The 24301-nt window shown below is 75.0% G+C and carries 23 protein-coding genes and 1 pseudogene; 8 read left to right on the top strand and 16 right to left on the bottom strand.

Translation table 11 applies throughout. From position 1 onward, the window contains the following. The 3 genes and pseudogenes from NPS70_RS18160 to ppdK all read right to left on the bottom strand — a co-directional run. Positions 1–268: pseudogene (locus tag NPS70_RS18160) on the bottom strand (hypothetical protein); the annotation flags it as partial. A 330-nt stretch (positions 269–598) separates the two neighbouring features. Continuing rightward, entirely contained in the window at positions 599–1663 is a 1065-nt protein-coding gene (locus tag NPS70_RS18155) for an alcohol dehydrogenase catalytic domain-containing protein (protein WP_256525333.1), read from the bottom strand. Between the two features lie 151 nt (positions 1664–1814). Next, on the bottom strand, positions 1815–4499 hold the full coding sequence (gene ppdK / locus NPS70_RS18150) for a pyruvate, phosphate dikinase (RefSeq protein ID WP_256525331.1): 2685 nt from the start codon (positions 4497–4499) through the stop codon (positions 1815–1817). A gap of 349 nt (positions 4500–4848) precedes the next feature. On the opposite strand from ppdK, the gene NPS70_RS18145 reads away from it, so the two are divergent. Continuing rightward, positions 4849–5583, top strand: coding sequence for a lysophospholipid acyltransferase family protein (locus NPS70_RS18145; RefSeq protein ID WP_256525330.1), 735 nt, complete (start codon positions 4849–4851; stop codon positions 5581–5583). Between the two features lie 93 nt (positions 5584–5676). Here NPS70_RS18145 and NPS70_RS18140 read toward each other — a convergent pair whose 3' ends face one another. From NPS70_RS18140 to NPS70_RS18105, 8 genes are all read right to left on the bottom strand, one after another. Continuing rightward, positions 5677–6072 (bottom strand): PPOX class F420-dependent oxidoreductase, encoded by a 396-nt coding sequence (locus NPS70_RS18140; protein WP_256525328.1) that lies wholly within the window; start codon positions 6070–6072, stop codon positions 5677–5679. A 196-nt stretch (positions 6073–6268) separates the two neighbouring features. Next, positions 6269–7015, bottom strand: coding sequence for an urease accessory protein UreD (locus NPS70_RS18135; protein ID WP_256525327.1), 747 nt, complete (start codon positions 7013–7015; stop codon positions 6269–6271). A 5-nt stretch (positions 7016–7020) separates the two neighbouring features. Beyond that, positions 7021–7707, bottom strand: coding sequence for an urease accessory protein UreG (gene ureG / locus NPS70_RS18130; RefSeq protein WP_256525326.1), 687 nt, complete (start codon positions 7705–7707; stop codon positions 7021–7023). Between the two features lie 45 nt (positions 7708–7752). Continuing rightward, positions 7753–8496, bottom strand: a complete 744-nt coding sequence (locus NPS70_RS18125; protein WP_256525325.1) for an urease accessory protein UreF — start codon at positions 8494–8496, stop codon at positions 7753–7755. Then, positions 8496–10217: an urease subunit alpha gene (locus NPS70_RS18120; RefSeq protein WP_256525324.1), complete on the bottom strand. Its 1722-nt coding sequence runs from the start codon at positions 10215–10217 to the stop codon at positions 8496–8498. The genes NPS70_RS18125 and NPS70_RS18120 overlap by 1 nt, the downstream gene beginning before the upstream one ends. Continuing rightward, complete coding sequence (locus NPS70_RS18115) at positions 10210–10521, bottom strand: urease subunit beta (RefSeq protein WP_256525323.1); 312 nt, start codon at positions 10519–10521, stop codon at positions 10210–10212. The genes NPS70_RS18120 and NPS70_RS18115 overlap by 8 nt, the downstream gene beginning before the upstream one ends. A 10-nt stretch (positions 10522–10531) precedes the next feature. Further along, complete coding sequence (locus NPS70_RS18110; RefSeq protein ID WP_256525322.1) at positions 10532–10834, bottom strand: urease subunit gamma; 303 nt, start codon at positions 10832–10834, stop codon at positions 10532–10534. A 127-nt stretch (positions 10835–10961) separates the two neighbouring features. Then, positions 10962–11582, bottom strand: a complete 621-nt coding sequence (locus NPS70_RS18105; protein WP_256525321.1) for a TetR/AcrR family transcriptional regulator — start codon at positions 11580–11582, stop codon at positions 10962–10964. Between the two features lie 105 nt (positions 11583–11687). On the opposite strand from NPS70_RS18105, the gene NPS70_RS18100 reads away from it, so the two are divergent. After that, on the top strand, positions 11688–12665 hold the full coding sequence (locus NPS70_RS18100; RefSeq protein WP_256525320.1) for an ABC transporter permease: 978 nt from the start codon (positions 11688–11690) through the stop codon (positions 12663–12665). Positions 12666–12765: 100 nt separating this feature from the next. On the opposite strand, the gene NPS70_RS18095 is transcribed toward NPS70_RS18100, so the two are convergent. Then, on the bottom strand, positions 12766–12966 hold the full coding sequence (locus tag NPS70_RS18095; protein WP_256525319.1) for a hypothetical protein: 201 nt from the start codon (positions 12964–12966) through the stop codon (positions 12766–12768). A 107-nt stretch (positions 12967–13073) separates the two neighbouring features. Between NPS70_RS18095 and NPS70_RS28930 the strand changes: the two genes are divergently transcribed. From NPS70_RS28930 to NPS70_RS18085, 3 genes are all read left to right on the top strand, one after another. After that, positions 13074–13184 (top strand): hypothetical protein, encoded by a 111-nt coding sequence (locus tag NPS70_RS28930; protein ID WP_374212021.1) that lies wholly within the window; start codon positions 13074–13076, stop codon positions 13182–13184. Beyond that, positions 13181–13495 carry a hypothetical protein gene (locus tag NPS70_RS18090; RefSeq protein ID WP_256525355.1) on the top strand — a complete coding sequence of 105 codons (315 nt, stop codon included), beginning with the start codon at positions 13181–13183 and terminating at the stop codon, positions 13493–13495. The genes NPS70_RS28930 and NPS70_RS18090 overlap by 4 nt, the downstream gene beginning before the upstream one ends. Positions 13496–13999: 504 nt before the next feature. Next, a complete protein-coding gene (locus tag NPS70_RS18085) occupies positions 14000–14512 on the top strand; it encodes a C40 family peptidase (protein ID WP_256525318.1) in 513 nt (170 codons plus the stop codon). A gap of 39 nt (positions 14513–14551) precedes the next feature. On the opposite strand, the gene NPS70_RS18080 is transcribed toward NPS70_RS18085, so the two are convergent. Together NPS70_RS18080 and NPS70_RS18075 are read right to left on the bottom strand one after the other, a co-directional pair. Beyond that, complete coding sequence (locus NPS70_RS18080; protein WP_256525317.1) at positions 14552–15124, bottom strand: ATP-binding protein; 573 nt, start codon at positions 15122–15124, stop codon at positions 14552–14554. A 256-nt stretch (positions 15125–15380) separates the two neighbouring features. Further along, entirely contained in the window at positions 15381–16553 is a 1173-nt protein-coding gene (locus tag NPS70_RS18075; RefSeq protein ID WP_256525316.1) for an 8-amino-7-oxononanoate synthase, read from the bottom strand. 144 nt (positions 16554–16697) lie between these two features. Between NPS70_RS18075 and bioB the strand changes: the two genes are divergently transcribed. The 3 genes from bioB (at position 16698) to bioD (ending at position 20522) form a co-directional block, all read left to right on the top strand. Then, entirely contained in the window at positions 16698–17897 is a 1200-nt protein-coding gene (bioB, locus tag NPS70_RS18070; RefSeq protein WP_256525315.1) for a biotin synthase BioB, read from the top strand. Next, on the top strand, positions 17890–19179 hold the full coding sequence (locus tag NPS70_RS18065; protein WP_256525314.1) for an adenosylmethionine--8-amino-7-oxononanoate transaminase: 1290 nt from the start codon (positions 17890–17892) through the stop codon (positions 19177–19179). Before bioB ends, NPS70_RS18065 begins: the two co-directional genes overlap by 8 nt. Before the next feature lie 215 nt (positions 19180–19394). Then, the gene (gene bioD / locus NPS70_RS28925) at positions 19395–20522 is read left to right on the top strand and encodes a dethiobiotin synthase (RefSeq protein ID WP_374212020.1); all 1128 of its coding nucleotides are present in this window, start codon (positions 19395–19397) and stop codon (positions 20520–20522) included. Between the two features lie 41 nt (positions 20523–20563). On the opposite strand, the gene betT is transcribed toward bioD, so the two are convergent. Together betT and NPS70_RS18045 are read right to left on the bottom strand one after the other, a co-directional pair. Then, positions 20564–22684 (bottom strand): choline BCCT transporter BetT, encoded by a 2121-nt coding sequence (gene betT / locus NPS70_RS18050; RefSeq protein ID WP_256525313.1) that lies wholly within the window; start codon positions 22682–22684, stop codon positions 20564–20566. Positions 22685–22712: 28 nt separating this feature from the next. Further along, a complete protein-coding gene (locus tag NPS70_RS18045; protein WP_256525312.1) occupies positions 22713–24284 on the bottom strand; it encodes a GMC family oxidoreductase in 1572 nt (523 codons plus the stop codon). Positions 24285–24301: the final 17 nt, after the last annotated feature.

The following is a 24301-nucleotide window of genomic DNA, read 5'->3' as shown; positions in this document are numbered from 1 at the left end:
TCCCGGACTTCTCGTGGTCGTCCTTCTTCTCCCAGTCGTCACCCGAGACCGCGGCGAGAGCACCACCGCCGGCGTGCACACCACCGTGCGGCTTCTTGTACTTCCCGGACTTCTCGTGGTCGTCGTCCTTCTCCCACTTCTTCTCACTGCTGGAGGCCTCGTCGCGGCCGTGGTCGTCGGCGACGGCCAGGGCGTAGGAGGCAGGGGCCGAGACGGCGAGGGCCGCGGTGACGGCGGCCGAGGCGATCAGAATGCGGGCAGAGCGCATGTCGAGCCTTTCCTTTCGCCGCGACTGCGTGGGCCGGCACTTCGCCGGCTCCGGGGATCGCAGTGGCGACGTGATTCACCGTCAGCCGGATTCGCGCCGCTCACCACCCGAGAACCGCGCATCCGGGTCACGCGGTGGGCCCCCTGAGTGATCTCCGGCCGATATTCACCCGTGCGTCGGCACGGCACGCCGAGGGGAGGTTTGACGGTCCGTCCGAGCGGCGCACCGGACCGCGCCGAAGGGGTGCCGGAGTCGGCGCGAACGCTCTGAGCTGCGACGCTTCGGCCGGCGGACGGCCTCTGCGGGCGACGGGAGCGCGGTGGCGGCCGGTCAGGCGGGAAGCACGGCGTCGTGGCGGTCCTGGCCGAGCACGACCTTCAGGGCCCCGGTCTCCGCGGCGCGGGAGAAGACCTCGTAGGCCTCCTCCATGGCCGCGAGCGGGAAGCGGTGGGTGACCAGGTCGCCGGCGGGGAGCCTGCCCGCGGACATCATGGCGAGCAGCCTCGGGATGGAGGAGGTGTCGACGAGGCCCGTGGTGATGGTGACGTCCTTGATCCACAGGTCCTCCAGGTGGAGGGCCGCGGGCTTGCCGTGGACGCCGATGTTGGCGACGTGCCCTCCTGGCCGGACCGTGCGGGTGCACAGTTCGAAGGTGGCGGGGATGCCGACGGCCTCGATGGCGACGTCGGCGCCGGTCCCCGCGGTGAGGTCGTCCACCAGCCGCTCGGGTTGCTCGTCGGCGCGGGCCACCGCGTCGGCACCCAGGGCACGGGCGGCGGCGAGGCGGGCGTCGTCGAGGTCGACGGCGATGACGCGTGCGGGGCTGTAGAGCCCCGCGGCGGTGACGGCGGCCAGTCCGACGGGACCGGCTCCCACGACGACCACGGTGTCGCCGGGGCTCACCCGGCCGTTGAGCACGCCGACCTCGTAGGCGGTGGGGTAGATGTCGGCGAGGAGGACGGCGTCCTGGCTGTCGAGGGCGCTGGGCAGCGGGTGGAGCGACATGTCGGCGAAGGGGACGCGGACGAACTCGGCCTGGGTGCCGTCGACGAGGCGGCCGAGGACCCATCCTCCGCCGCCGCGGCACTGGCCGTAGCGGGTGCCGCGGCAGGAGGGACAGCGTCCGCACGGGGAGATGCAGGAGACCAGGACCCGGTCGCCGGGCCGGACGCCGCGTACCTCGCTGCCGGTCTCCACGACCTCGCCGACGGCCTCGTGCCCGAGGACGGTGCCCGGGGCGACCTCCGGCACGTCGCCCTTGACGATGTGCAGGTCGGTCCCGCAGAGGGTGACGGCGTCGACGCGGACGACGGCGTCCGAGGCGTCCTTGAGCGCCGGGTCCGGTACGTCCTCCCAGGCCGTCCGCCCGGGACCGTGGAAGACGAGCGCCTTCATGGCGGCTCCTTTCTGCCGTGCCGGGGAGCGCCCGGCGACGGATCGTCCTCCTCCAGCGTCCGCCGCGCGGCCGCCGCGGCGCTTGGGCCGCCGGGGCCCGCCCGCTCCCGCGCGCGGGGCCGGTCGGCCCCGTCCGCCCGGGCCCGGGGGGTCACTCCCGGCCGGGCCCGAGCACGGCGGCGCGCCCGGCCTCCAGCCGGGCCACCGGCACCCGGAAGGGGGAGCAGGAGACGTAGTCGACGCCCGCGGAGTGGAAGAAGTGCACGGACCGCGGGTCGCCGCCGTGCTCGCCGCAGACACCGACGGGGAGGTCCGGCCGTGCGGCCCTGCCCTCGCGGACGGCCGTCTCGACCAGGCGGCCCACGCCCTCGGTGTCGAGGGTCTCGAAGGGCGAGTCCCTGAGCACCCCGCGGTCCAGGTAGGCGGGGAGGAAGGACGCCTCGACGTCGTCGCGGGAGAAGCCCCAGGTGGTCTGGGTCAGGTCGTTGGTGCCGAAGGAGAAGAAGTCGGCGTCGGCGGCGATGGCTCCCGCGGTCAGCGCGGCCCGGGGCAGCTCGATCATCGTGCCGATCGGGCAGTGGAGGGCGGTCCCGGTCTCCGCGGCCACGTCCTCCAGGGTGCGTCGCACCTCCTCGCGGACCAGGCGGAACTCCTCCACGGCGCCGACCAGGGGGACCATGATCTCCGGCCGGGGATCGCCACCGGCACGGAGCCGGGCGACCGCGGCCTCGGCCACGGCACGCACCTGCATGGCGACGAGTCCCGGCACGGTGATCCCCAGCCGCACCCCGCGCAGACCCAGCATGGGGTTCTCCTCGTGCAGGCGGGACACCGCCGCGAGCAGCGACCTGCGGCGGGCGTCCGGACGGGCGCCCCGGCCCTCGTCACGCGCGAGTTCGACGGACAGGCCGGTCAGGTCGGGGAGGAACTCGTGCAGCGGCGGGTCCAGCAGGCGGACGGTCACCGGGAGGCCGTCCATGGCTTCCAGGATGCCGGTGAAGTCCGCGCGCTGCCGGGGCAGCAGGGCGGCGAGGGCCGCGGCCCGCTCCTCGGCGCCGGAGGCCAGGATCATGGCCTCGACCAGCGGCCGGCGTTCGCCGAGGAGCATGTGCTCGGTGCGGCACAGCCCGATGCCGCGGGCGCCGAAGCGCCGTGCCCGGGCCGCGTCCTCGGGGGTGTCGGCGTTGGCGCGGACCTCCAGGCGGCTCACCTCGTCCGCGTGGCGCAGCAGCGTGAGGGCCGCGTGGGCGGCGGGGTCGGCGCCGCGGGCCGCCGTGCCCGCCTCCAGGGACCGGGTGACGGTGCTCTCCCGCGTCGGGACGGCGCCGAGGTGGACGGCCCCGGTGGAGCCGTCCACGGAGACCACCGTCCCCTCCTCGACGACGCGGTCCGGCGTGAGGACGCGCCGGTGGACGAGGTCGACGGTGATCCCGTCGGCACCGCAGACGCACGCCCGTCCCATGCCCCGGGCCACCACCGCCGCATGGCTGGTCTTGCCGCCGCGGGCGGTGACCACGGCCGCGGCGGCCACCATGCCCGCCAGGTCGTCGGGGGTCGTCTCGGGCCGGAACAGGACGGTCCTCTCCCCCCGCTCGGCGCGGCGGACGGCCTCGGCGGAGTCGACGACGACGGCGCCGACCGCGGCGCCGGGCGAGGCGGGGATGCCGCGTGCGAGGGGCTCGGCCGGGGCGTCGGCGAAGGCGGGGAACATCAGCTGCGCGAGCGCGTCCCCGCCGACCCGCCCCAGGGCCTCGTCCTCGGTGATGGTGCCCTCGTCGGCCAGTTGGGCGGCGATGGTGAAGGCCGCCCCGGGGGTGCGCTTGCCGACCCGGGTCTGGAGCATCCACAACGTCCCGCGCTCGATGGTGAACTCGATGTCGCAGAGGTCGCGGTAGTGGGCTTCGAGGCGGTCCATGCAGCCGCGGAGCCGGGCGAAGGAGCGGGGGTCCAGCGAGGCGAGGCGTTCCAGCGGCACGGTGTCCCGGATACCGGCGACGACGTCCTCGCCCTGGGCGTCGGGCAGGTAGTCGCCGTAGACGCCGGGGCGCCCGGTGGCGGGGTCCCGGGTGAAGGCGACGCCGCTGCCGGAGTCGGGGCCGAGGTTGCCGAAGACCATGGTCTGGACGGTGACGGCCGTGCCGGGGCCGTCGGGGATGCGCTCCCGTCTGCGGTACAGCCGGGCGCGTTCGCCGTTCCAGGAGGCGAAGACGGCCAGCACGGCGCGGTGCAGCTGCTCGGCGGGGTCCTGCGGGAAGGCCTCTCCGGTGTGCTCGCGGACGAGGTCCTTGTAGGTCTCGGTGAGCCGGATCAGGTCGCAGGTGTCGAGGGCGGTGTCGTCGGCGGCCCGGAGTTCCGCCTTGAGGTCGGTGAGCGCGTCCGCGAAGACGGCGGGGTCGGCGCCCATCACCGTGGAGCCGAACATCTGGACGAGGCGCCGGTAGGAGTCCCAGGCGAAGCGCTCGGTGTCGGGGGTCAGGCCCAGCCCGAGGACGGACCGGTCGTTGAGGCCGATGTCCAGGATGGTCTCCATCATGCCGGGCATGGAGTGCCGGGCTCCGGAGCGGACCGAGACCAGCAGCGGGCGGTCCGCCTGGCCGAGGCGGCGCCCGGCGCCGCGTTCGAGCCGCTCCAGGTGCGCGGCGACCTCCTTCTCCAGGTCCGCGGGGGGTGCGCCGGTGGCGAGGTACACGCGGCACGCCTCGGTGGTGATGGTGAAGCCCGGGGGAACGGGCAGTCCCATCCGGACCATCTCGGCGAGGTTGGCCCCCTTGCCTCCGAGGAGGTCGGCCATGCCCCGGTCGCCCTCGGTGAAGTCGTGGACATAGCTGGTGCTCATCTGCTCCGCCTCGTGGCTGGTGGGGACGGCGCCCCCGCGGAGAGGCGCCGGCACCCCGGGCGACTGGCCGGTACGGGCCGGCGCCGCCGCGTCCGACGGGGCGCCCTCCCCTTCCCTTCAGCGTCCCTCCCCCGAGGGCTCGGGCGCAGGGGCCGGTCGGCCCCCGCGCCGGGTCCGTCCGGCACGGTCGGCGCCCGGCTCTCCTTCGGGGGCGGGGCGGTTGGCTACGATCGATCGTCGCGGCGCCCCGGCCTCGGGACCGCCGCTCGGCCTGGCGGCGCGTCAGGCGGACGCCGCGGCCGGCGAGGACTCGGCCGCGAGCCGGGTTCGGGAGAGTGGGAGTGGGACCGTGTTCTACTACGTGCTCAAGTACGTGCTGCTGGGACCGTTGCTGCGCCTGCTGTTCCGCCCCCGGATCGAGGGGCTGGAACACGTTCCCGGCGAGGGCGCCGCGATCGTCGCGGGGAACCACCTGTCCTTCTCGGACCACTTCCTGATGCCGGCGATCCTGGCGCGGCGGATCACCTTCCTGGCGAAGGCCGAGTACTTCACCGGTCCCGGGCTGAAGGGGCGGCTGACCGCCGCGTTCTTCAGGAGCGCCGGGCAGATCCCGGTGGACCGGTCCGGCAGGGAGGCGGGCCGGGCGGCGATCCGGGAGGGGCTGGCCGTGCTCTCCCGCGGGGAGCTGCTGGGCATCTACCCCGAGGGGACCCGTTCCCACGACGGGCGGCTCTACAAGGGCAAGGTGGGCGTCGCGGTGATGGCGCTCAGGGCGGGGGTGCCCGTCGTGCCGTGCGCGATGGTGGGGACCTTCGAGATCCAGCCGCCCGGCCAGGTGCTGCCGCGGATCAAGAGGGTCACCGTCCGCTTCGGCGAACCGCTGGACTTCACCCGCTACGCGGGGATGGAGAACGAGAAGGCGGTGGTCCGCGCCGTGACCGACGAGATCATGTACGCGATCCTGCGGCTCTCGGGCCAGGAATACGTCGACCGGTACGCCGCCGAGGTCAAGGCCGAGGAGCAGGAGCGGCAGCGGGTCCGGCGCCTGCCGGGGCGCGGCGGGGGCGGGGCGCGGCAGGGATAGCGCCGGGGGCGGCGCGGGCAGCACGCCGGGGCGGCCCCGGGAACCGGGAGCCGTCCGCCGGGGCCCGCGGCGCGGGCCCCGGCGGACGGGGGCTCACAGGGCCCCGACGACCTTGCGCGCGGTGATGCGGACCACGACCCGTTCGGCGTCGTCCTTCGAGGCCGGGTTGAAGTCGGCGTAGTCCTTGCCGGTGTACTTGCGGGAGAGGGCGTCGATGAGTTCCTGACCGCCCTCCGTGGTCAGGGTGGCCGTGCCGCGGACCTCGGCGTAGGTGTAGGGCGCTTCCGCCGGGTTGATCAGGACGTTCACCCGGGGGTCGCGGCGCAGGTTCCGCTCCTTGCGCCGCCCGATGGTGGTGGAGAACAGCAGGTCGTCACCGTCCCGGGTGATCCAGACGACGGACTGCTGGCAGCTGCCGTCGGGCTGGATCGTCGCCACGACGGCGAAGACGGGCCTGTCGACGACCGCCTTCAGTTCCTCCGAGAGCACGGGAACTCCTTCCCTCCGTGGACCGCCTGGTGCGGTCGCCCACGGGAGGAGACCACCATGGATGGCCGGCCGGCTTCAGGCCGACTCGCCGCTTCGGCCGAATTCCGGCGCCGGTCGGCTGCCGCACACGGGGCCGGGCCCCGGAGCCGCGCTGTGCCGGGCGCCCCCGCGGCGGACGGGGAGGCCCGCCCGCCGTTCAGTCCGTCCGCGCGGTGAGCTCCGCCAGGGCGCGGTCGAGGACGGCGCGCAGCTCCCTGCCGTCCTCCGCGACGGCCGTCACGAGGACGGCGGGGCCGGCCAGCGGTGCCAGCGCGGCGGTGGGGCCCAGGCTCCGGGGGCCGGGCGGCTGTCCGCCGAAGGCCGGGTCGACGACGAGGAGCTGCCCGGCCGCCCGGTGGCCCCCGAGGACGGCGGGGCCGTCCCAGCCCCCCGGTGCCCCGGGCCCGCAGGCCAGTTCGCCGTCCAGCAGGGGCCGGCCGCCGCGGTGCACGGAGAGCCGGGTGACGAGGGTGCCCGGCGCCTCCCGGTGGCGGCCGAGCACCTGCTCCTCGCGCAGGACCAGCCGGGCGGTGGCGGCGAGGTGCACCCGGGTGTGCATCCGCAGCACGCTGCCGCGCGCGGCCACGACGGGCTCCGGCAGCCAGTGCAGCTCGGCCCGCTCACCGACGGTGAGGGCGGTGTCGTAGTGGGCGGGCTCCCCGCCGCGGCCGGGCAGCGAGAGGGTGGCGGCGGCGGCGTCGACGGTGAGGCGGGTCGCCTCCCGCACCTCCGCCTCGATCGCCAGCCGGTCGCCGCCGAGCGGGGCGCTCATCGCACCGACCACGGTGACGCGCAGGTCCGGTCCGGCGGTCCGGGTGCGGCGCAGGGCGAGCGGCCCGTCCCCGGCGAGGAGCGGCAGCGTGCCGCCGTCGGCGACGATGCGCGCCGTGGCGCGGATCCCCACGGGGCTCAGGTGTTCCAGGCCGCGAGCTGCGCCCGGACCCAGGCGGCGACCGGGTCCACGCCCCCCGCCTCCTTGAGGGAGGTGAGCAGGACGGGCAGGTCGCCGCGCTGCTCCTTGGCGTCGCGCTCCATCCGGGCGAGGTCGGAGCCGACGTGGGGGGCGAGGTCGGTCTTGTTGACCACGAGGAGGTCGGCCGTGGTGACGCCCGGACCGCCCTTGCGCGGGATGTCGTCACCGCCCGCCACGTCGATCACGAAGATCTGCGCGTCGACGAGGCCCTTGGAGAAGGTGGCCGTGAGGTTGTCGCCCCCCGACTCCACCAGGACGAGGTCGAGGGGCCCGACGGCGTCCTCCAGGTCCTCCACCGCCTCCAGGTTGGCCGAGATGTCGTCGCGGATCGCGGTGTGGGGGCAGGCGCCGGTCTCCACCGCCTGGATCCGCTCGGGGGGCAGCACCGCGTGGCGCAGGAGGAACTCGGCGTCCTCGCGGGTGTAGATGTCGTTGGTGACGACGGCGAGGGACAGGGTGTCGCGCAGGGTCGCGCAGAGGGCGGCGACGGTGGCGGTCTTGCCCGATCCGACGGGCCCGCCGAGGCCGATCCTCAGGGCGCGCCGGGTGCCGTCGGGGCGCCGGGCGTCGGCGCCGACCGCCGCGGGGCCGTGGTGGTCGTCGTGGGGGTGTGTGAGGTGCATCGTTCTCTCCCGGTCGGTGCGGTGCGGGTGCGAGGGCGGCCGCCTTCAGGAGGCGAAGAGGCGTACGGGCCAGGAGGCGTGGTCCTCGGCGGTGATGTCCAGCAGCGGGGCGGAGGCGGCGGGCAGGGCCTCGGGGCCCTGGCGTGCTGCGGCGGCCGCGCGGGCGGCCACCTCGTCCAGTTCGGGGGCGAGCCGTGCGAGGACGGCACTGGCCTGGAAGGGGTCCAGCCCGAGGAGCCGTACGGCCGCGGTCGCCGGGCCGCTGACCGCCTCGTACACGGCGCAGTGGGCGGCGTCCTCGGGGCCGAGGCCCGCGGCGCGCGCGGTGGTCCCGAGGACCACCGGCTGGTGGGCTCCGCGGGGGAACGCGGCCGCCAGCGCGTCGAGTTCGGGGGCGGGCCAGGCGGCGCGGGCGGCACGGAGGAGCTGCCGTCCCAGTCTGCGGGCCGCCGTGCGCAGCGCGGGCGAGGGGGTGCGGGCGTCCGCGGCGGCGTCGAGCACGGCGGGGTCGTGCCCGTGGGCGGCCGCGGCGGCGAGGCCCGCCGCGGTGAGACCCGCGGTGTGCAGCCGCCCGCGGCAGAAGGCGGCGAGCCCTGCCGCGTCGCGGACGCGCCCCGCGGCGACCGCGGCCTCCATGCCTCCGGAGTGCGCGTGGCCCCCGGCGGGGAAGCGGCCGTCCGCGAGGACGAGCAGCGCGGCCCGGCCCGCGGCCGGGCGGGGGCCGGGGCGGCCGCCGGCGGGGGCGGGCCGGGGCGCGGCCGGTGCGGTGGTGGTGGCGAGGGAGGTCATCAGAAGAGGAAGTAGCGCTGGGCCATGGGCAGTTCGGCGGCGGGATCCGGCTCGACCGGCTCCCCGTCGACGGTGACGGTGAAGGTGTCGGCGTCCACCTCGACCCGGGGCAGGGCGTCGTTCTCCCGCATGTCGGCCTTGGTCACCCGGCGTGTGCTGCGGATCGGCGTGAACTCCTTGGCGAGGCCGAGCCGCCCGGGGAGGTCGTCCTCGATCGCGGCGCGGGTGACGAAGTTGAACGAGCCGCGGGTCGCGGCCCGGCCCAGGGCGCCGAACATGGGGCGGGGCAGGACGGGCTGCGGGGTGGGGACGGAGGCGTTGGCGTCGCCCATCTGCGCGTAGGCGATCTGGCCGCCCTTGAGCACCAGGAGCGGCTTCACCCCGAAGAAGGCCGGCTCCCAGAGCACGAGGTCGGCGAGTTTGCCGGGCTCGACGGAGCCCACCTCGTGGTCGATCCCCTGGGCGAGGGCCGGGTTGATCGTGTACTTGGCGACGTAGCGGCGGGCCCGGTGGTTGTCCGCGCGCCCGTCGCCGGGGAGGGCACCGCGCCGCCGCTTCATCACGTGGGCCGTCTGCCAGGTGCGCAGGACCACCTCGCCGATGCGCCCCATGGCCTGGGAGTCGGAGGAGATGATCGAGATGGCGCCGAGGTCGTGGAGCACGTCCTCGGCGGCGATGGTCGAGGGCCGGATCCGGGACTCGGCGAAGGCCAGGTCCTCGGGAACGGAGGGGTTGAGGTGGTGGCAGACCATCAGCATGTCGAGATGCTCCTCGATGGTGTTGACGGTGTGCGGGCGGGTGGGGTTGGTGGAGCTGGGGAGCACATGGGGCTCGGAGACCACCGTGATGATGTCCGGCGCGTGGCCGCCGCCCGCCCCCTCGGTGTGGTACGCGTGCACGGTGCGCCCGGCGATGGCGGCGAGGGTGTCGCCGACGAAGCCGGCCTCGTTCAGCGTGTCGGTGTGGAGGGCCAGCTGGGCGCCCGTCTCCTCGCAGACGCCGAGGCAGGCGTCGATCACCGCGGGGGTGGCCCCCCAGTCCTCGTGGATCTTGAATCCGAGGGCTCCGCCGCGGAGCTGGGAGTGCATGGCCTCCCTGGACATGGTGTTGCCCTTGCCGAGCAGCCCGATGTTGACGGGGCATGCCTCCAGGGCCTCGAACATCCGGGCGAGGTGCCAGGGTCCCGGGGTGACGGTGGTCGCCTTGCTGCCCTCGGCCGGGCCGGTGCCGCCGCCGACGAGGGTGGTGACTCCGGTGGCGAGCGCCTGGTCGACGAGGGTCGGGGAGATGAAGTGGACATGGGCGTCGACGGCGCCCGCGGTGACGATCCGCCCGTTGCCGGAGATCACCTCGGTCTCCGGGCCGATGACCAGGGCCGGATGGACGCCGTCCATGGTGTCGGGGTTGCCCGCCTTGCCCAGGGCGGTGATCCGGCCGTCCAGGATGCCGATGTCCGCCTTGACGACACCCCAGTGGTCGAGCACGACGGCCCCGGTGATCACGGTGTCCGGGGCGCCCTCGGCCCGGGTGGTCCGCGACTGGCCCATGGACTCGCGGATCACCTTCCCGCCGCCGAAGACCGCCTCGTCCCCCGCGAGCCCGGGGCCGCCGGAGCGGTCCTGCTCGATCTCGACGAGGAGGTCGGTGTCGGCGAGGCGGATGCGGTCACCGGTCGTGGGGCCGTACAGGGCGGCGTAGGCGGCGCGGTCCAGCTCAGCCATCGAGGGCACCTCCGGTGGTTCCGCGCAGACCGGGCACGATGCGCCGGCCCCGCAGGGCCACCAGCTCGACGCCGACGGGGATGCCGGGCTCGAAGCGCACGGAGGTTCCGGCGGGGACGGCGAGGCGCGTCCCGCGGGCGGCCTCCCGGTCGAACTCCAGCCCGGGGTTGGCCTCGGCGAAGTGGTAGTGGGACCCGACCTGCACCGGGCGGTCGGCGGTGTTGACGACGGTGAGGGCCACGGTGGCGCGGCCCTCGTCCAGCTCGATCGGACCGTCGCCGAGGAGGACTTCCCCGGGGATCATGCGCGCCCCCTCAGACGATCGGATCGTGGACGGTCACCAGCTTGGTGCCGTCGGGGAAGGTGGCCTCGACCTGGACCTCGCGGATCATCTCCGGGACGCCCTCCATGGCCTCGTCGCGGCCGACCACCGTACGGCCGGAGGCCATCAGCTGGGCGACGGTGCGGCCGTCGCGCGCGCCTTCGAGGAGGTGCGCGGTGATGAGGGCGACGCACTCGGGATGGTTGAGGCGCAGGCCGCGCGCCCTGCGCTTCCCGGCCACGTCGGCGGCCACATGGATCAGCAGCCGCTCCTGCTCGTGCGGGGAGAGTTGCACGCGTCCACCTCACTGTCGTCCGGCTCGTGGGCGCCGGGGTAGGCAATCCACCTCAGCACGGCCTCGGCCCGGTTGCCGCACTTCGACACCAGGCGGTGAAGGTTAGGACGGAAGTTTTTCCGGCACGTTAACCGGCCTTGGGATCCCGCATGGCCATCAGCCCCCTGAGCCCCGCCTGGAGCCCCTCCACGCGCACGTCGCCGAAGAGCGCCTGCTGGGCGATGAAGCCCTGCGCCGCCGCGATCAGCGTCCGGGCCATGTCGTCCGGGTCGACGTCGGAGTCGAGCATGCCGGCCTCCCGGTAGGCGCGCACGAGGTCCGCCCACACCCGGCGCATCGCGCCGTAGCCCTCCCTCAGGGTGTCCCCGAGGAGGTCGTTGCGCAGGGTCTCCGTCCACACCTGGACGACCAGCCGCGCGAAGGTCTGCGCATCGGCGCCCGGGACCGTGTCGACGAGCACCCGGCCGAGGACCCGGCCGAGGAGGACGTCCGGCATCGGCGGCGGGGTGGCGTTCGCGGCGTCCTCGTAGGCCGCGCGGATGGCGGTGAAGGCGCGTTCCGCGATGGCGGCGACGAGCGCGTCCTTGCTCGGGAAGTAGCGGTAGACGGCGCCCGCGGACAGCTGGGCCTCGCGGAGGACGTCCTGCATCGAGGTCGCGTGGAAGCCGTTGCGCGCGAAGCAGCGGGAGGCCGCCTCGATGATCTGCCGGCGGCGGGCGTCGAGGTGGGCCTGGGATACACGTGCCATGACCCCAACGATAAAACGAACGTTCATTCTTGACAACGCTCCACGGCTCGCCGCAGAGTGGATCCATCTAAAACGAACGATCCTTCTCTTTGATGGGAGCCTGCCATGCGCGGCACACCGACTCGCCGCATGATCGCGGTCGCAGCCCTGGTCCCGGTCGTGGTGGCCGTGGCCCTGTGGGCCTTCGCCTGGCCGGCGGCACGCACCGCACCGCACGGGCTTCCGGTCGGCGTGGCCGGTCCGGCCGCCGCGGCCGCCGCCCTGGAGGAGCAGCTCGACCGGCGGGGCGACGCCTTCGCGGTCCACCGGTTCGCGGACGAGGCCGCCGCCCGGGAGGCGATAGGCGCACGCGAGGTGTACGGAGCCCTCGTCGCCTCGCCGTCCGGGCCCCGGCTGCTCACCGCCCCCGCCGCCGGACCGGCCGTCGCCCAGCTGCTCACGGCCGCGGTGCAGAGCCCGGACGGCCCGCCGGTCGAGGTCGCCGAGGTGGTCCCCCTGCCCGCGGGCGATCCGCGGGGCAGCGGCTTCGCCGCGAGCGTGCTGCCGCTCACCCTGGCCGGGGTCGCCGCCGGGGCGCTGGTGGCCCTGACGGGCCTGCGCGGGGCGCGGGCGGCCGGGGCGCTGGTGGGCGCCGCGGCACTGGCCGGCATCACGGTCGCCGCGATGGCCCACAGCTGGCTCGGGGTACTGGCGGGCAACTGGTGGCAGGAGGCGGGTGCGCTCGGCCTGACCACCCTCGCCGTCGGCTCCGTCGTCGCCGGGCTGGCGGCGCTCCTCGGGCCCCGGGGCATCGGGCTCGGCGGCTTCCTGTCGGTGCTGCTGGGCAACGCCTTCGCGGGCGCCGCCTCGGCACCCGAGCTGCTGCCCGCGCCGGTTGGCGCCCTGGGACAGTGGCTGCCGCCGGGCGCCGGGGTGTCCCTGGTCCGCTCGGTGTCCTTCTTCGACGGCGCCGGCGCGGGACCGGCCGCACTGACGCTGGCGGCATGGGGGGCGCTCGGGCTCGCGGCGCTGGCCCTCGGCGCCCGCCGCCCGCGGCCCGGACCGGCGCCCGCACCGAAGCAGCCCGCGGTCGCGGCGGCCTGACGCCGCGCCCCGACACCCCGACACCCCGCCGCCCCGCCGTAGACGCCGCGCCCCGCCGCCCCGCCGTACAGGAAGGGGGCACCGGGGGGCGGCGCGGTGCTCAGCCCCGGGGACCCTCCGGACCCCGGTGCTCGGCGGTCAGCCCGAAGCCGTCGCGCCCCCCGGAGGCGTCGGCGACCGCGTCCGGCGAGGAGACCGGGCGGACGGGCCGCTCCTCCTCGACGGCGGCCGCCGCCTCCAGGGTGTCCAGCCGCTCCAGATCGGCCGCGGACACGAGCGCCACGAGCGGCTTGCGAGCCACTCCACGGGAGCCCCTCCGACCTCGCGGTCCACGCCGACGGGCTGCTGCGCCGACGCGCGCCGACCGTACCCTGACGTCCCGTCACGCCGGTCGGGGACGAGGCCGCGGTGGCCGGGGACCTCGAACGGGACCTCATGCTCGACACCCGGGCGGCGAAGGCGTACGGGGTGGTGGATCACGTCGTCGAGGGCCGCCGCGGCACAGGGTGGGCCGCCTGATCCCCGAGCCGCCGCGACCGCCCGCGCCGACCCGGGCCGAGGGGGCCTGCCTCGGCAGCCGCCTCCAGGCCGCCGACCGGCTCGGCCGCGCCAACCCGGCCCGCGGGGACCGCACCTGCGTGGCGCTCCGGTCCGCCCAGGCGCTGGCGGAAAGCGCGATCGCCCTGCGCGACGCCCTCACCCGGATGCACCGCAACGGGGAGAGCGACGTGCACAGCGCGACCCTCGCCCGGGCGCTGCGCGCCCTCGACGGCGAACGGCGGACGAACCGCCCGACCCTGCCGCCCCTTTCGGGGCCGGAGGGGATCTGACGGGTACTCCGCCCCTGTCAACCGCCGACGGGGTAACGGCGTTCGTCCCTCGTTCGGTGGAGCGGGGCCGACATCTCCGGGTCCCCGAGCAGTTGCGGGCGAGGACCACCGATTTGGCTGAACCGGTCGGTTTCGATGCTGGTACGACGATGGTTCCGGCGGGATCCGGGGGCGCCCCAACACCCCTGCCCACCCGAACAGATCAGTCGTGATCAGCTTCACAAAAGCCGTTTCAACTCGGAAATCGGACATCCGTGAGTCACGATCCCTGGGACGACAAGCCCCCGTCACCTCGACGGGGCGGTCCGGGCGGACGCTGAGTCCTGCCGCCGTACCGGGCGTCGGGTCGACGGAAGTGCATCGGCAGGAGTGGAGGACCCGGCAGTACGGGGCGACCGGTGGTCCCGGTCCGCTCCTCGGGGTGAAGCCGCCGCGGCGGCCGGGCGTCTTCGCCGTCCGAACCCGACAGGTCACCCTTCACAAGCGGCAGACGAAGGGTTGCGCATGACCGCGCAGACGCAGGTTCCGTTCCCATCCTCCTCCGTGCCCGCCGCCGCCCGCGGCGCCCGCCTCCCTCGCACGGGCGTTGTCTCGGCACTGACGGCCGCCGTGGTGGGCGGCTCCCTCCTGGTGCCGGGCGCGGCACCGGACGCCTCCGCATCGAGCAGCCACGCGGGCACGGCGCTCCGCGTGGCCGCCTCCAAGAAGGGCGCGCCCTACCGCTACGGGGCGGCCGGGCCCTACCGGTTCGACTGCTCGGGGCTGACGCTCTACTCGTACCGGAAGGCGGGCAAGGCCCTGCCTCGCACGGCCCAGCAGCAGTACAACCGCACCAGCCGGGTCTCCGCGCGCGACCGTCGCCGCGGGGACCTGGTGTTCTTCCACTCCGGCGGTTCCGTCTACCACGTGGGCATCTACGCCGGGAGCGGCCGCATCTGGCACTCCCCCAAGACCGGCGACGTGGTGCGGCTGGCCAAGATCTGGACGAAGCGGGTGTCCTACGGCCGGGTGAGGTGACCCGGCGGCGGGATCCCCTGAGCGGCCGGGTCCGGCCGCTCAGGGGAGGCGGTCCGGGACCACCGGGCCGCCGAACCCGGCCTCGGCTGCCGCCGGGGGCCGCTGCCCCGGCCCGCCCCGGGCGTGCCGGGGCGGGAGGGCGGGCTCCGTCAGCGGCTCCCGTTCCGGCAGGGGCAGGACGACCCACACCGTCTTGCCGCCGTCCTCCGTCGGACTGACGAACGTCCGTCCGCCGTGGTGGGCCGTGAGCGAGCGGATGATCCCCATGCCGCGCCCGTTGTCCTGCCGCACCGCCGCGGGAAGGCGGCGAGGCCAGCGCGGGTGGCTGTCCGTGACGCCCACCAGCAGCCGCCCCGCCGCCGATTCCCGCCCGCCCTCTGCGGATCCCGCCTCCTCCAGGGACAGGTCGACGCGAAACGTCGGGGACTGCCCGAAGGTGTGCTGAACGGCGTTGGTGGCCAGTTCGGAGACGATCAGGCGGACCGAGTCCCGCAGTTCGCCGGCCCCGGGCGGCAGCCAGGCGTCCAGCACGTCGGCGGCGTACCGCCGGGCCGTGGAGACCGACACCGGATCGCTCGGCAGGGTGACGGAGGCTTCTTGACGGTCTGCCATGGCGTTGCGGTCCCTTCCACCGGGGCGCGGTCCGGGCGGCTGCGGACGGCCGCGCCGGGTCGGCCCGCCCCGGAATGCCCTACGCCGACAGGGTGCCATCCGGCACCGCGCGGGGGAGGCGTTCCGCCCGGATCAGGGGACAACTGTCGCCCGAAGCGGTGATGCCCGAGGCGTGCACCTGTTCGGCACGGGCGGCCCGGCCCGCCGGGGACGGGAATCGCGCGCGCCGCCCTCCCCATGGCGGGCCCCGGCGGGCTCACCCGGGCGGCGCGGTCGCCAGGACGGTTGCGACGGCGGCGGCCACCTGGCGGTCCGTGAGATCCGCCCGCGCGGTGAGCCTGAGGCGGGAGACGCCGTCGGGCACCGACGGCGGCCTGAAGCAGCCCACCAGCAGCCCGGCGGCCCGGCAGTCGGCGGCCCACCGCACCGCGGCCTCCGGCGACGGCGCCCGCACCGAGACCACGGCGGCGTCCGGGCGGGCGGCCGTCAGGCCGGCCTCGGTGAAGCACCGGTGCAGCTCGGCGGCGACTGCGCGGGCCCGGGCGGGCAGGTGCGGCTCGCGCCGCAGGACCCCGAGGGCCGCCAGGGCCCCCGCGGCGGCGGCCGGGGCGAGTCCGGTGTCGAAGATGAAGGGGCGGGCGGTGTTCACCAGGTGCTCCACGACACGCGCCGGGCCGAGGACGGCACCGCCCTGGCTGCCGAGCGACTTCGACAGGGTGACGGTCGCGACGGTGCCCGCCGCCCCCGCGAGGCCCGCCGCGTACGGGGCGCCCCGGCCTCCGTCGCCGAGCACGCCGAGCCCGTGCGCGTCGTCGACCAGCAGCGCGGCGCCCGCCTCCCGGCAGGCACCGGCGATCGCGGCCAGGGGCGCAGCGTCCCCGTCGACGGAGAACACCGAGTCCGTGACCACCAGCGCCCGCCGCCCGGGGTGCGCCTGGAGGGTCTTGTGCACCGCGTCCGGGTCGGCGTGCGGCACCACGGCCGTCTCCGCCCGGGCCAGCCGGCAGCCGTCGACGATCGAGGCGTGGTTGGCGGCGTCCGAGACGACCAGCGCCCCGCGCCCGGCCAGGGCCGTGACGGCGGCGAGGTTGGCCGCGTAGCCGGAGGACAGCACCAGCGCGGCCTCGAAGCCGCAGAACGCGGCCAGCTCGCGCTCCAGCTCGGCGTGGAGCCCGGTGCTCCCGGTGACCAGGCGCGACCCGGTGGCGCCCGCGCCCCAGCGCAGTGCGGCGTCGGCCGCGGCCCGGACGACCTCGGGACGGCGGGTCAGCCCCAGGTAGTCGTTGCCCGCCAGGTCGAGCAGTTCCGAGGCGGCCTCGCGGGGTCGCAGGGTGCGGACGAGCCCGGCGCGCGCCCGGCGGCGCGCCTCCTCGTCGATCCAGTCGAAGGGGTCGATCCGGTCGACGGGATCGCGGGGGGCCTGCACCATGGGGTCCGGTCCTTTTGTAGGCAGCGCACAGACCCTAGCGGGGCGGCAGCGCGCGCGTGATGTGGTCATACACACACCTGATTCCGCCGCCGTTGTGCACATCCTCCTTGGCCCGGGCCCGTGCGGTGCGTCAGGATCAGCGCCATGGACCTGCTGAACACGCTGGTGGAAAAGGGCATGCGGCGCGAGCTGCCGACCCGTGAAGAAGCGCTCGCCGTCCTGGCGACCTCCGACGACGACCTGCTCGAGGTGGTGGCCGCGGCCGGCCGGGTCCGCCGCCAGTGGTTCGGACGGCGGGTGAAGCTCAACTACCTCGTCAACCTGAAGTCCGGGCTGTGCCCCGAGGACTGCTCCTACTGCTCGCAGCGCCTCGGCTCCAAGGCCGAGATCCTCAAGTACACCTGGCTGAAGCCGGAGGAGGCGACCGAGGCGGCGGCCGCGGGGGTCGCGGGCGGCGCGAAGCGCGTCTGCCTGGTCGCGAGCGGGCGGGGCCCGACCGACCGGGACGTGGACCGGGTGTCCCGGACCATCGAGGCGATCAAGGACCAGAACGGCGAGGTCGAGGTGTGCGCCTGCCTCGGCCTGCTCTCCGACGGCCAGGCCGAGCGGCTGCGGGCCGCCGGGGCCGACGCCTACAACCACAACCTGAACACGTCCGAGGAGACGTACGGGGAGATCACCACCACCCACACCTACGCCGACCGGGTGGACACGGTGAACAAGGCGCACGCCGCCGGGCTGTCCGCGTGCTCCGGCCTGATCGCCGGCATGGGCGAGAGCGACGGGGACCTGGTGGACGTGGTCTTCGCCCTGCGCGAGCTGGACCCCGACTCCGTGCCGGTGAACTTCCTGATCCCCTTCGAGGGCACGCCGCTCGCCAAGGAGTGGAACCTGACCCCGCAGCGCGCGCTGCGGATCCTTGCCATGGTCCGCTTCGTCTGCCCGGACGTGGAGGTGCGCCTGGCGGGCGGGCGCGAGGTCCACCTGCGCAGTCTCCAGCCCCTCGCCCTGCACCTGGCGAACTCGATCTTCCTCGGCGACTACCTCACGAGCGAGGGCCAGGCGGGCAAGGCGGACCTGGAGATGATCGCCGACGCCGGCTTCGAGGTCGAGGGCGCCGACACGACGACCCTGCCGGAGCACCGCGCGGCCGGTGGCTGCGGCTCCGCGGGCGCGGCGGGCTCCGTGTGCGGCGAGGGCTCGGGCGGCTGCTCCGGCGCCGGGGAGGCCGCGTCCACGGCCGGGTCCGCCCCCGCCCCCGAGGCGGCCCCGGCCGGGGCCCGTACCGACCTGGTCGCGGTGCGGCGGCGCGGCGCGGGCACGGACCTGGCGCCCAATGCCTGAGTTCACCACCGGTGAGCTGCTGGACCTGGACCGGGCCCATGTGTGGCACCCGTACGGCCCGATGCCGGGCCGTACGGAGCCGCTGGTCGTGGAGTCGGCCTCCGGAGTCCGGCTGCGGCTGGCCCGGGACGTCCACGGTCGGCGGGAGCTGATCGACGGCATGTCCTCGTGGTGGTCGGCCGTGCACGGCTACAACCACCCGGTGCTCAACGAGGCGGCCACCGCCCAGCTGGGACGGATGAGCCATGTGATGTTCGGCGGGCTCACCCACGAGCCGGCCGTGCGGCTCGCCGCGCGGCTGGTGGAGGTCACGCCCGAGCCGCTGCGGCACGTCTTCCTGTGCGACTCCGGCTCGGTCTCCGTCGAGGTGGCCGCGAAGATGTGCCTGCAGTACTGGCGTTCCCTCGGCCGCCCGGCCAAGCAGCGGCTGCTCACCTGGCGTGGGGGCTACCACGGCGACACCTGGCAGCCGATGTCGGTGTGCGACCCCGAGGGCGGGATGCACGGGCTGTGGCAGGGGGTGCTGCCCCGGCAGGTGTTCGCGGGGCCCCCGCCCGCGGAGTACGACGAGGTCTACGCCGAGGAGCTGCGCGCGCTGATCGCGGAGCACGCGCACGAGACGGCGGCGGTCGTGGTCGAGCCCGTGGTGCAGGGTGCGGGCGGGATGCGCTTCCACTCCCCGGCCTACCTGTCGGTGCTGCGCGAGGCCTGCGACGAGCACGAGGTGCTCCTGGTCTTCGACGAGATCGCCACCGGGTTCGGCCGGACCGGCGAACTGTTCGCCGCGGACCACGCCGGGGTGTCGCCGGATGTGATGTGCCTGGGCAAGGCGCTGACGGGCGGCTATCTGACGATGGCGGCGACGCTGTGCACGACCCGGGTCGCGGAGGGGATCTCGCGGGGCGAGGTGCCGGTGCTCGCCCACGGCCCGACCTTCATGGGCAATCCGCTCGCCGCCGCGGTGGCCGGTGCCTCGCTGGACCTGCTCCTCGGGCAGGACTGGCGGACGGAGGTGAAGCGGCTGGAGGCCGGGCTGCGCACCGGCTTGGCCGAGGCCGCCGCGCTCCCGCAGGTGCGCGAGGTCCGCGTGCTCGGCGGGATCGGGGTGGTGCAGCTGGACCACGAGGTCGACACGGCGGCGGCGACGGCCGCCGCCGTGCGGGAGGGGGTCTGGCTGCGGCCGTTCCGCGACCTGGTCTACGTGATGCCCCCGTATGTGACGGGGGACGAGGACCTGGCGCAGGTCTGCCGCGCGGTGTGCGCGGCAGCGGCGGCGGGCTGAGGCGGACCGGGCCGGGCGACCGGTGCCGGGCGGGCTTCGCCCGTCGGGGAGCGGCGCCCGGTGCGGCACTCCGGGGGACGCCGGACCGGCCTCGTGGGCCCGCTCGGCCGGTCCGGGAGCGCGGCGGGGTGGCACACCGCCGCGACCGGGGCCCACGAGGCAGTGGCGACCGCCGCGAGGCGCGGCGGTCGGTGGACGAGAACGGGAAGACCAGCATGTCAGTGATCGTCGTGACGGGTACGGGGACCGGGATCGGCAAGACGGTGGTGACCGCGGCGCTCGCCGCCGCGGCGCTGGCGGGCGGCCGTTCGGTGGCCGTGCTCAAGCCCGCCCAGACCGGGGTCGCCCCGGGTGAGGACGGCGACGCCGCGGTGGCGGCCCGGCTGGCCGGAGCCGTGACGGCACGCGAACTGGCCCGCTATCCGGAGCCGCTGGCGCCGGCCACGGCCGCGAGGCGGGCGGGGGCCGCACCGGTGACGCCGGCCCGGGTGGCGCAGGCGGCCGCCGAGCTGGCCGCCGGCCACGATCTCGTGCTGGTGGAGGGCGCGGGCGGCCTGCTGGTGCGGCTGGACGACTCCGGGGCGACGCTCGCCGACGCGGCCGCGCTGCTCGGGGCGCCGGTCCTGGCCGTCGCCCCGGCAGGGCTGGGGACGCTCAACGCGACCGCGCTGACGGCGGAGGCGCTGCGCACACGGGGCGTGCCCCTGCTGGGCTGCGTGATCGGCAGCTGGCCCGAGGTGCCCGACCTGGCCGCGCGCTGCAACCTGGCGGACCTGCCCTCGGCGGCCGGGGCGCCGCTGCTGGGGGCGGTGCCGGAGGGGGCCGGGGCCCTTGAGCCGACCGCCTTCCGGGCAGCGGCCGCGGGCTGGCTGGCTCCGCAGCTGGGCGGCACCTGGGAGGGTGCGGCCTTCGCGGCGGCCTTCGGCCCGCCGTCGGCCCCGGGCGCTCCGGGGCCGCAGGAGCCCGTGGCCGGGGACGGCCCGGCCCGTGTCGAGGCGCTGGTCCTCGACTGCGGCGAGCCGGCCGGACTCGCGCGCTTCTGGGGTGCCCTGCTGGGCGCCGAGGCGGTGGACCGGGGGCCGGACTGGTCCTTCGTGGACCCCCCTCGGGGGCCGCGGGTGGCGTTCCAGCGGGTGCCCGAGGGCAAGCGGGTGAAGAACCGCCTGCACATGGACCTCGGTGCCGGGGACGTGGAAGCCGCCGCGGAGGCCGCCGTACGCCGGGGAGCCCGGCGGCTCGGCGGCGTCGTCGAGGACGCGCAGGGGCGGTTCCAGGTGCTCGCGGACCCGGAGGGCAACGAGTTCTGCTTCGTCTCGCCCGCACCGGTACCGCGGGAGGGCTGAGCGGCCCGGGACGGGCCCGGGCCGCTCGGCCCCGTTTCCGGCTACTGCGGCTGGTCGGCGTCGGGCGCGTCGGGGCGGTGGTCGGGCAGGGCCGACCCCGAGGTCGCCTCGTGGTGCAGGCGCAGGAACTCCAGGTGCCGCTCGTACTGGTCGAGGGTGTCGGCGATGAGCTGCTCCCGGGTGTACCCCATGACGTCGTAACCCTGGTTGCCCTCGGCGAGCTGCACCTCGTAGCGCACGTAGCTGTCGTGGGTGCTGATCGACCGGGTGGCGAAGCCGGGGGTGGGCCGCTCCACGGGCCAGACCCGGTAGAGGAACTGGTCGCGCGGGCCGATGGGCACGGTGATGCCGACGTGCGGCAGGCCGTTCTCCTCGTCCGTCCCCGCGGTGACCTCCGCCTGCGCGTCCTGCTCCCGCAGCGCCTGGGCGACCTCCTCGAAGGCGGGACGGCACACCTCCTCGACGAACCGTGCCGCGGCACGCGGACCGGGGAAGGCCATGGCGCGGGTCAGGCGCTGGCGCCAGGTGCGCGTCCCCGCCGGGCCGTGCTGCGGGGTCCGCCCGGAGAGGGAGGCGGGCAGGGTGGTGGTCAGCGCCTCCTCGCGCATGCGCTCGGAGCGCAGCGCGAGATAGAGCCCGGCCATGATCAGGAACATCACGAAGGAGAAGGGCAGTCCCATGATGATGGTGGCGTCGGTGAGTGCCTGCACACCGCCGACGATGAGCATGGCGAGGGTGAGCAGGCCCGTCGTCACCGCCCAGAAGATACGCATCCAGGTCCGCGCGTCGGTCACCGGCGTGGGCAGGTGCGAGCTGAGGTTGCCCATCACCAGGGCGCCGGAGTCGGCGGAGGTGACGTACAGCAGCAGGCCGACGAAGGTCGCCAGTCCGGCGCTGAAGGTGGCCCCCGGGTACAGCTCCAGCAGTCCGTAGAAGGCCTGCTCGGGCGAGTTGAGCGCGGTCTCACCGAAGGCCGCGTTGCCGTCCTGCACCACGAACAGCGCGCTGTTGCCGAAGACGGCGAGGAACAGCCCGGTGAAGAGGAACGGGATGATCAGCGTGGCGGCCACGAACTGGCGCAGCGTGCGGCCGCGGGAGATGCGGGCCAGGAACAGCCCGACGAACGGCGCCCAGGCGATCCACCAGGCCCAGAAGAACAGCGTCCACGCGTCCAGCCACTCGGTGGGCTGGTCGTAGGCGAAGGTGTTGAGCGTCATCGAGGGGAAGCCGCTGACGTAGTCGCCGATGTTCTGCACCAGGGCGTTGAGCAGGCGGAACGGTTCGCCCACCACCAGGATGAACAGCATCAGCAGCACGGCGAGGAGCACGTTGAGCTGCGACAGGCGGCGGATTCCCTTGTCCACGCCCGCGACGGCGGAGACGGTGGCCATCACCACCGCGACGCCGATCAGGCTGATCTGCGCGGGCAGCCCCTCGGGCACGTCGAAGAGGAACTTCAGGCCGTAGTTGAGCTGGACGACGCCGATGCCGAGCGAGACGGAGATGCCGAAGACGGTGCCGATGATGGCCGCCAGGTCGACCGCGTCGCCGATCCGCCCGTGGATGCGGCGGCCGATGATCGGGTACAGCGCGGAGCGGATGGCCAGGGGCAGCTTGTAGCGGAAGGCGAAGTAGCCGAGGACCATGCCCATCAGCGCGTACATCGCCCAGCCGGTGATGCCGTAGTGGAACAGGGTCCACACCACGGCCATCCGGGCGGCCTCCAGCGACTCCGGGGTCCCCTCGGGGGGTACCAGGTAGTGGCTCACCGGTCCGGCGACGGAGAAGAACATCAGGTCGATGCCGATGCCGGCGGCGAACAGCATGGCCGCCCAGGCGAAGAGCCCGTAGTCGGGCTTGTAGTGCTTGGGCCCCAGCTTGACCGTGCCGTACTTCGACACGCCGATGAAGAGGACGAAGACCAGGTACAGGGTGGCGGCCAGGAAGTAGTACCAGCCGAACCAGTCCGAGATCTTGTCCACCACCACCCCGATGACCTCCTCCGCCCCGGAGGGGGTGACCATCGCCCAGATCGAGATGGCCAGGATGAGGACGGCCGAGCCGTAGAAGACCAGCGGCTTGAGCGAGCCCGCGTCCTCCTCCTCCGGCTCGACAGGCTCCTCGGGGGCGTACCCGGCGTCCCTGCCTCCTACGGTCGACACGGCCGGCTCCCTTCGGCTCGGAGTGGGGTCACCGCGCTGCTCCCTGCCCGGAGGGGCCGGGACGGCCGGTGATCAGGTCGGCGGCGCGCTCGGCGGCGAGCAGCACGGTCACCATGGGGTTGATGGTCGGCATCGTCGGGAAGACCGAGGCGTCGACGACGCGCACGCCCTCGACCCCCCGCAGCCGCAGGTCGGGGCCGCAGACGGCCATCGGGTCGTCGGGCGCTCCCATGCGGCAGGTGCCGGCGGGGTGGTAGACGGTGTGCGCAGCGCGGCGGCCGTACTCGGAGAGTTCGGCGTCGGAGGTGACGCCGGGCCCGGGGGCGACCTCGCGGACGAGCCAGTCGCGCAGCGGCGCGGTCGCGGCCACCTCGCGGGCGATCTTCAACCCGTCGACCACGGTGCGCTCGTCGTGGCCCTCCGGATCGGTGAAGTACCGGAAGTCCAGGGCCGGATGCTCCGCCGGGTCGGCGCTGCGCAGCCACATCCGGCCGGTGGACCGGGCACGCGGCACGTTGGGGGTCATGCACACCCCGTGCTCCGGGACGGGGTAGCCCAGGCGTTCGGTGTTGACGGTGAACGGCACCTGGTAGAAGTGGAACATCAGGTCGGGGCGGGGCTGGCCGGTGTCGCGGCGCAGGAACAGTCCGGCGTCGGAGTCCATCGCGGAGTTGGGCGGCAGCGGGCCGGCGGTCTCCCAGACGATCACGGACTCGGGGTGGTCCAGCAGGTTCTCGCCCACGCCCGGCAGGTCGGCCCGCACCTCGATCCCCAGCCGTCGCAGGTCGTCGGCGGGGCCGACGCCGGAGAGCATCAGCAGCCGGGGGGTGTCGACCGCCCCGGCGCACAGCAGGAGTTCGCGCTCGGCGCGCACGGTGGCGGGTGCGCCGTCGGCGCCGCGGACGGCGACCCGGGTCAGCCGGCCCGAGGCGTCCGGGAGCAGCCGGTGGGCCCAGGTCTCCAGCATGAGGGTGAGGTTGGGCCGGTCCAGGACGGGGTGGAGGTAGGCGACGGAGGCGGAGGAGCGCAGGTTGCCCTCGGGCTGGTAGGCGAGGGAGAAGAACCCGGCGCCCTCGGCGAAGGGCCGGGCGTTGAAGTCCTCGACGACCGGGACGCCGAGGGCGGCGGAGGCCGCGGTGACGAAGTCCTCGGCGATGGGGTTCCGGTCGGCCTCGGCCACCGGGACGATATGGGTCAGGAGCCGGTCGCGGTAGGGCAGGACCGTCTCGGGTCCCCAGCCGGTGCAGCCCGCGGCCACCCAGTCGTCGAGGTCCTCCGGCAGGGGGAGGAAGCTGATCAGGGTGTTGTGGGAGGAGCAGCCGCCGAGCACCCGGGCGCGGGAGTGCAGGATGTGGGAGTTGCCGCGGGGCTGCTCGACGGTGGTGTAGCCGTAGTCGAACTCCGAGCCGAGCAGGTTGATCCAGTTGCGCAGGCGCAGGATGCGGTCGTCGCCGACGTCGCTGGGCCCGCCCTCGACGACGCAGACACGGCAGTCGGGGTCCTCGCTGAGCCGTGCGGCGAGCACGCAGCCGGCGGTGCCGCCGCCGACGATGACGTAGTCGTAGGCGGTCTCGGTGCCGTGCGGGGTGGTGGAAGCCATGGGTGTCCTTCTTCGGG

Source organism: Streptomyces sp. C10-9-1 (assembly GCF_024497955.1).
Classification (GTDB): domain Bacteria; phylum Actinomycetota; class Actinomycetes; order Streptomycetales; family Streptomycetaceae; genus Streptomyces; species Streptomyces sanyensis.
The sequence above is the reverse complement of the archived record's forward strand: the minus strand, read 5'-3'. Positions and strand labels throughout refer to the sequence as shown.

What these genes read in the sequence shown, in the direction of transcription:
- NPS70_RS18155 (WP_256525333.1), bottom strand. Translation starts at nt 1,663, where the DNA reads ATGAAGGCGCTCGTCTTCCACGGTCCCGGGCGGACGGCCTGGGAGGAC.
- ppdK (WP_256525331.1), bottom strand. Translation starts at nt 4,499, where the DNA reads ATGAGCACCAGCTATGTCCACGACTTCACCGAGGGCGACCGGGGCATG.
- ureG (WP_256525326.1), bottom strand. Translation starts at nt 7,707, where the DNA reads ATGCACCTCACACACCCCCACGACGACCACCACGGCCCCGCGGCGGTC.
- NPS70_RS18125 (WP_256525325.1), bottom strand. Translation starts at nt 8,496, where the DNA reads ATGACCTCCCTCGCCACCACCACCGCACCGGCCGCGCCCCGGCCCGCC.
- NPS70_RS18120 (WP_256525324.1), bottom strand. Translation starts at nt 10,217, where the DNA reads ATGGCTGAGCTGGACCGCGCCGCCTACGCCGCCCTGTACGGCCCCACG.
- NPS70_RS18115 (WP_256525323.1), bottom strand. Translation starts at nt 10,521, where the DNA reads ATGATCCCCGGGGAAGTCCTCCTCGGCGACGGTCCGATCGAGCTGGAC.
- NPS70_RS18105 (WP_256525321.1), bottom strand. Translation starts at nt 11,582, where the DNA reads ATGGCACGTGTATCCCAGGCCCACCTCGACGCCCGCCGCCGGCAGATC.
- NPS70_RS18100 (WP_256525320.1), top strand. Translation starts at nt 11,688, where the DNA reads ATGCGCGGCACACCGACTCGCCGCATGATCGCGGTCGCAGCCCTGGTC.
- NPS70_RS18085 (WP_256525318.1), top strand. Translation starts at nt 14,000, where the DNA reads ATGACCGCGCAGACGCAGGTTCCGTTCCCATCCTCCTCCGTGCCCGCC.
- NPS70_RS18080 (WP_256525317.1), bottom strand. Translation starts at nt 15,124, where the DNA reads ATGGCAGACCGTCAAGAAGCCTCCGTCACCCTGCCGAGCGATCCGGTG.
- NPS70_RS18075 (WP_256525316.1), bottom strand. Translation starts at nt 16,553, where the DNA reads ATGGTGCAGGCCCCCCGCGATCCCGTCGACCGGATCGACCCCTTCGAC.
- bioB (WP_256525315.1), top strand. Translation starts at nt 16,698, where the DNA reads ATGGACCTGCTGAACACGCTGGTGGAAAAGGGCATGCGGCGCGAGCTG.
- NPS70_RS18065 (WP_256525314.1), top strand. Translation starts at nt 17,890, where the DNA reads ATGCCTGAGTTCACCACCGGTGAGCTGCTGGACCTGGACCGGGCCCAT.
- bioD (WP_374212020.1), top strand. Translation starts at nt 19,395, where the DNA reads ATGTCAGTGATCGTCGTGACGGGTACGGGGACCGGGATCGGCAAGACG.
- NPS70_RS18045 (WP_256525312.1), bottom strand. Translation starts at nt 24,284, where the DNA reads ATGGCTTCCACCACCCCGCACGGCACCGAGACCGCCTACGACTACGTC.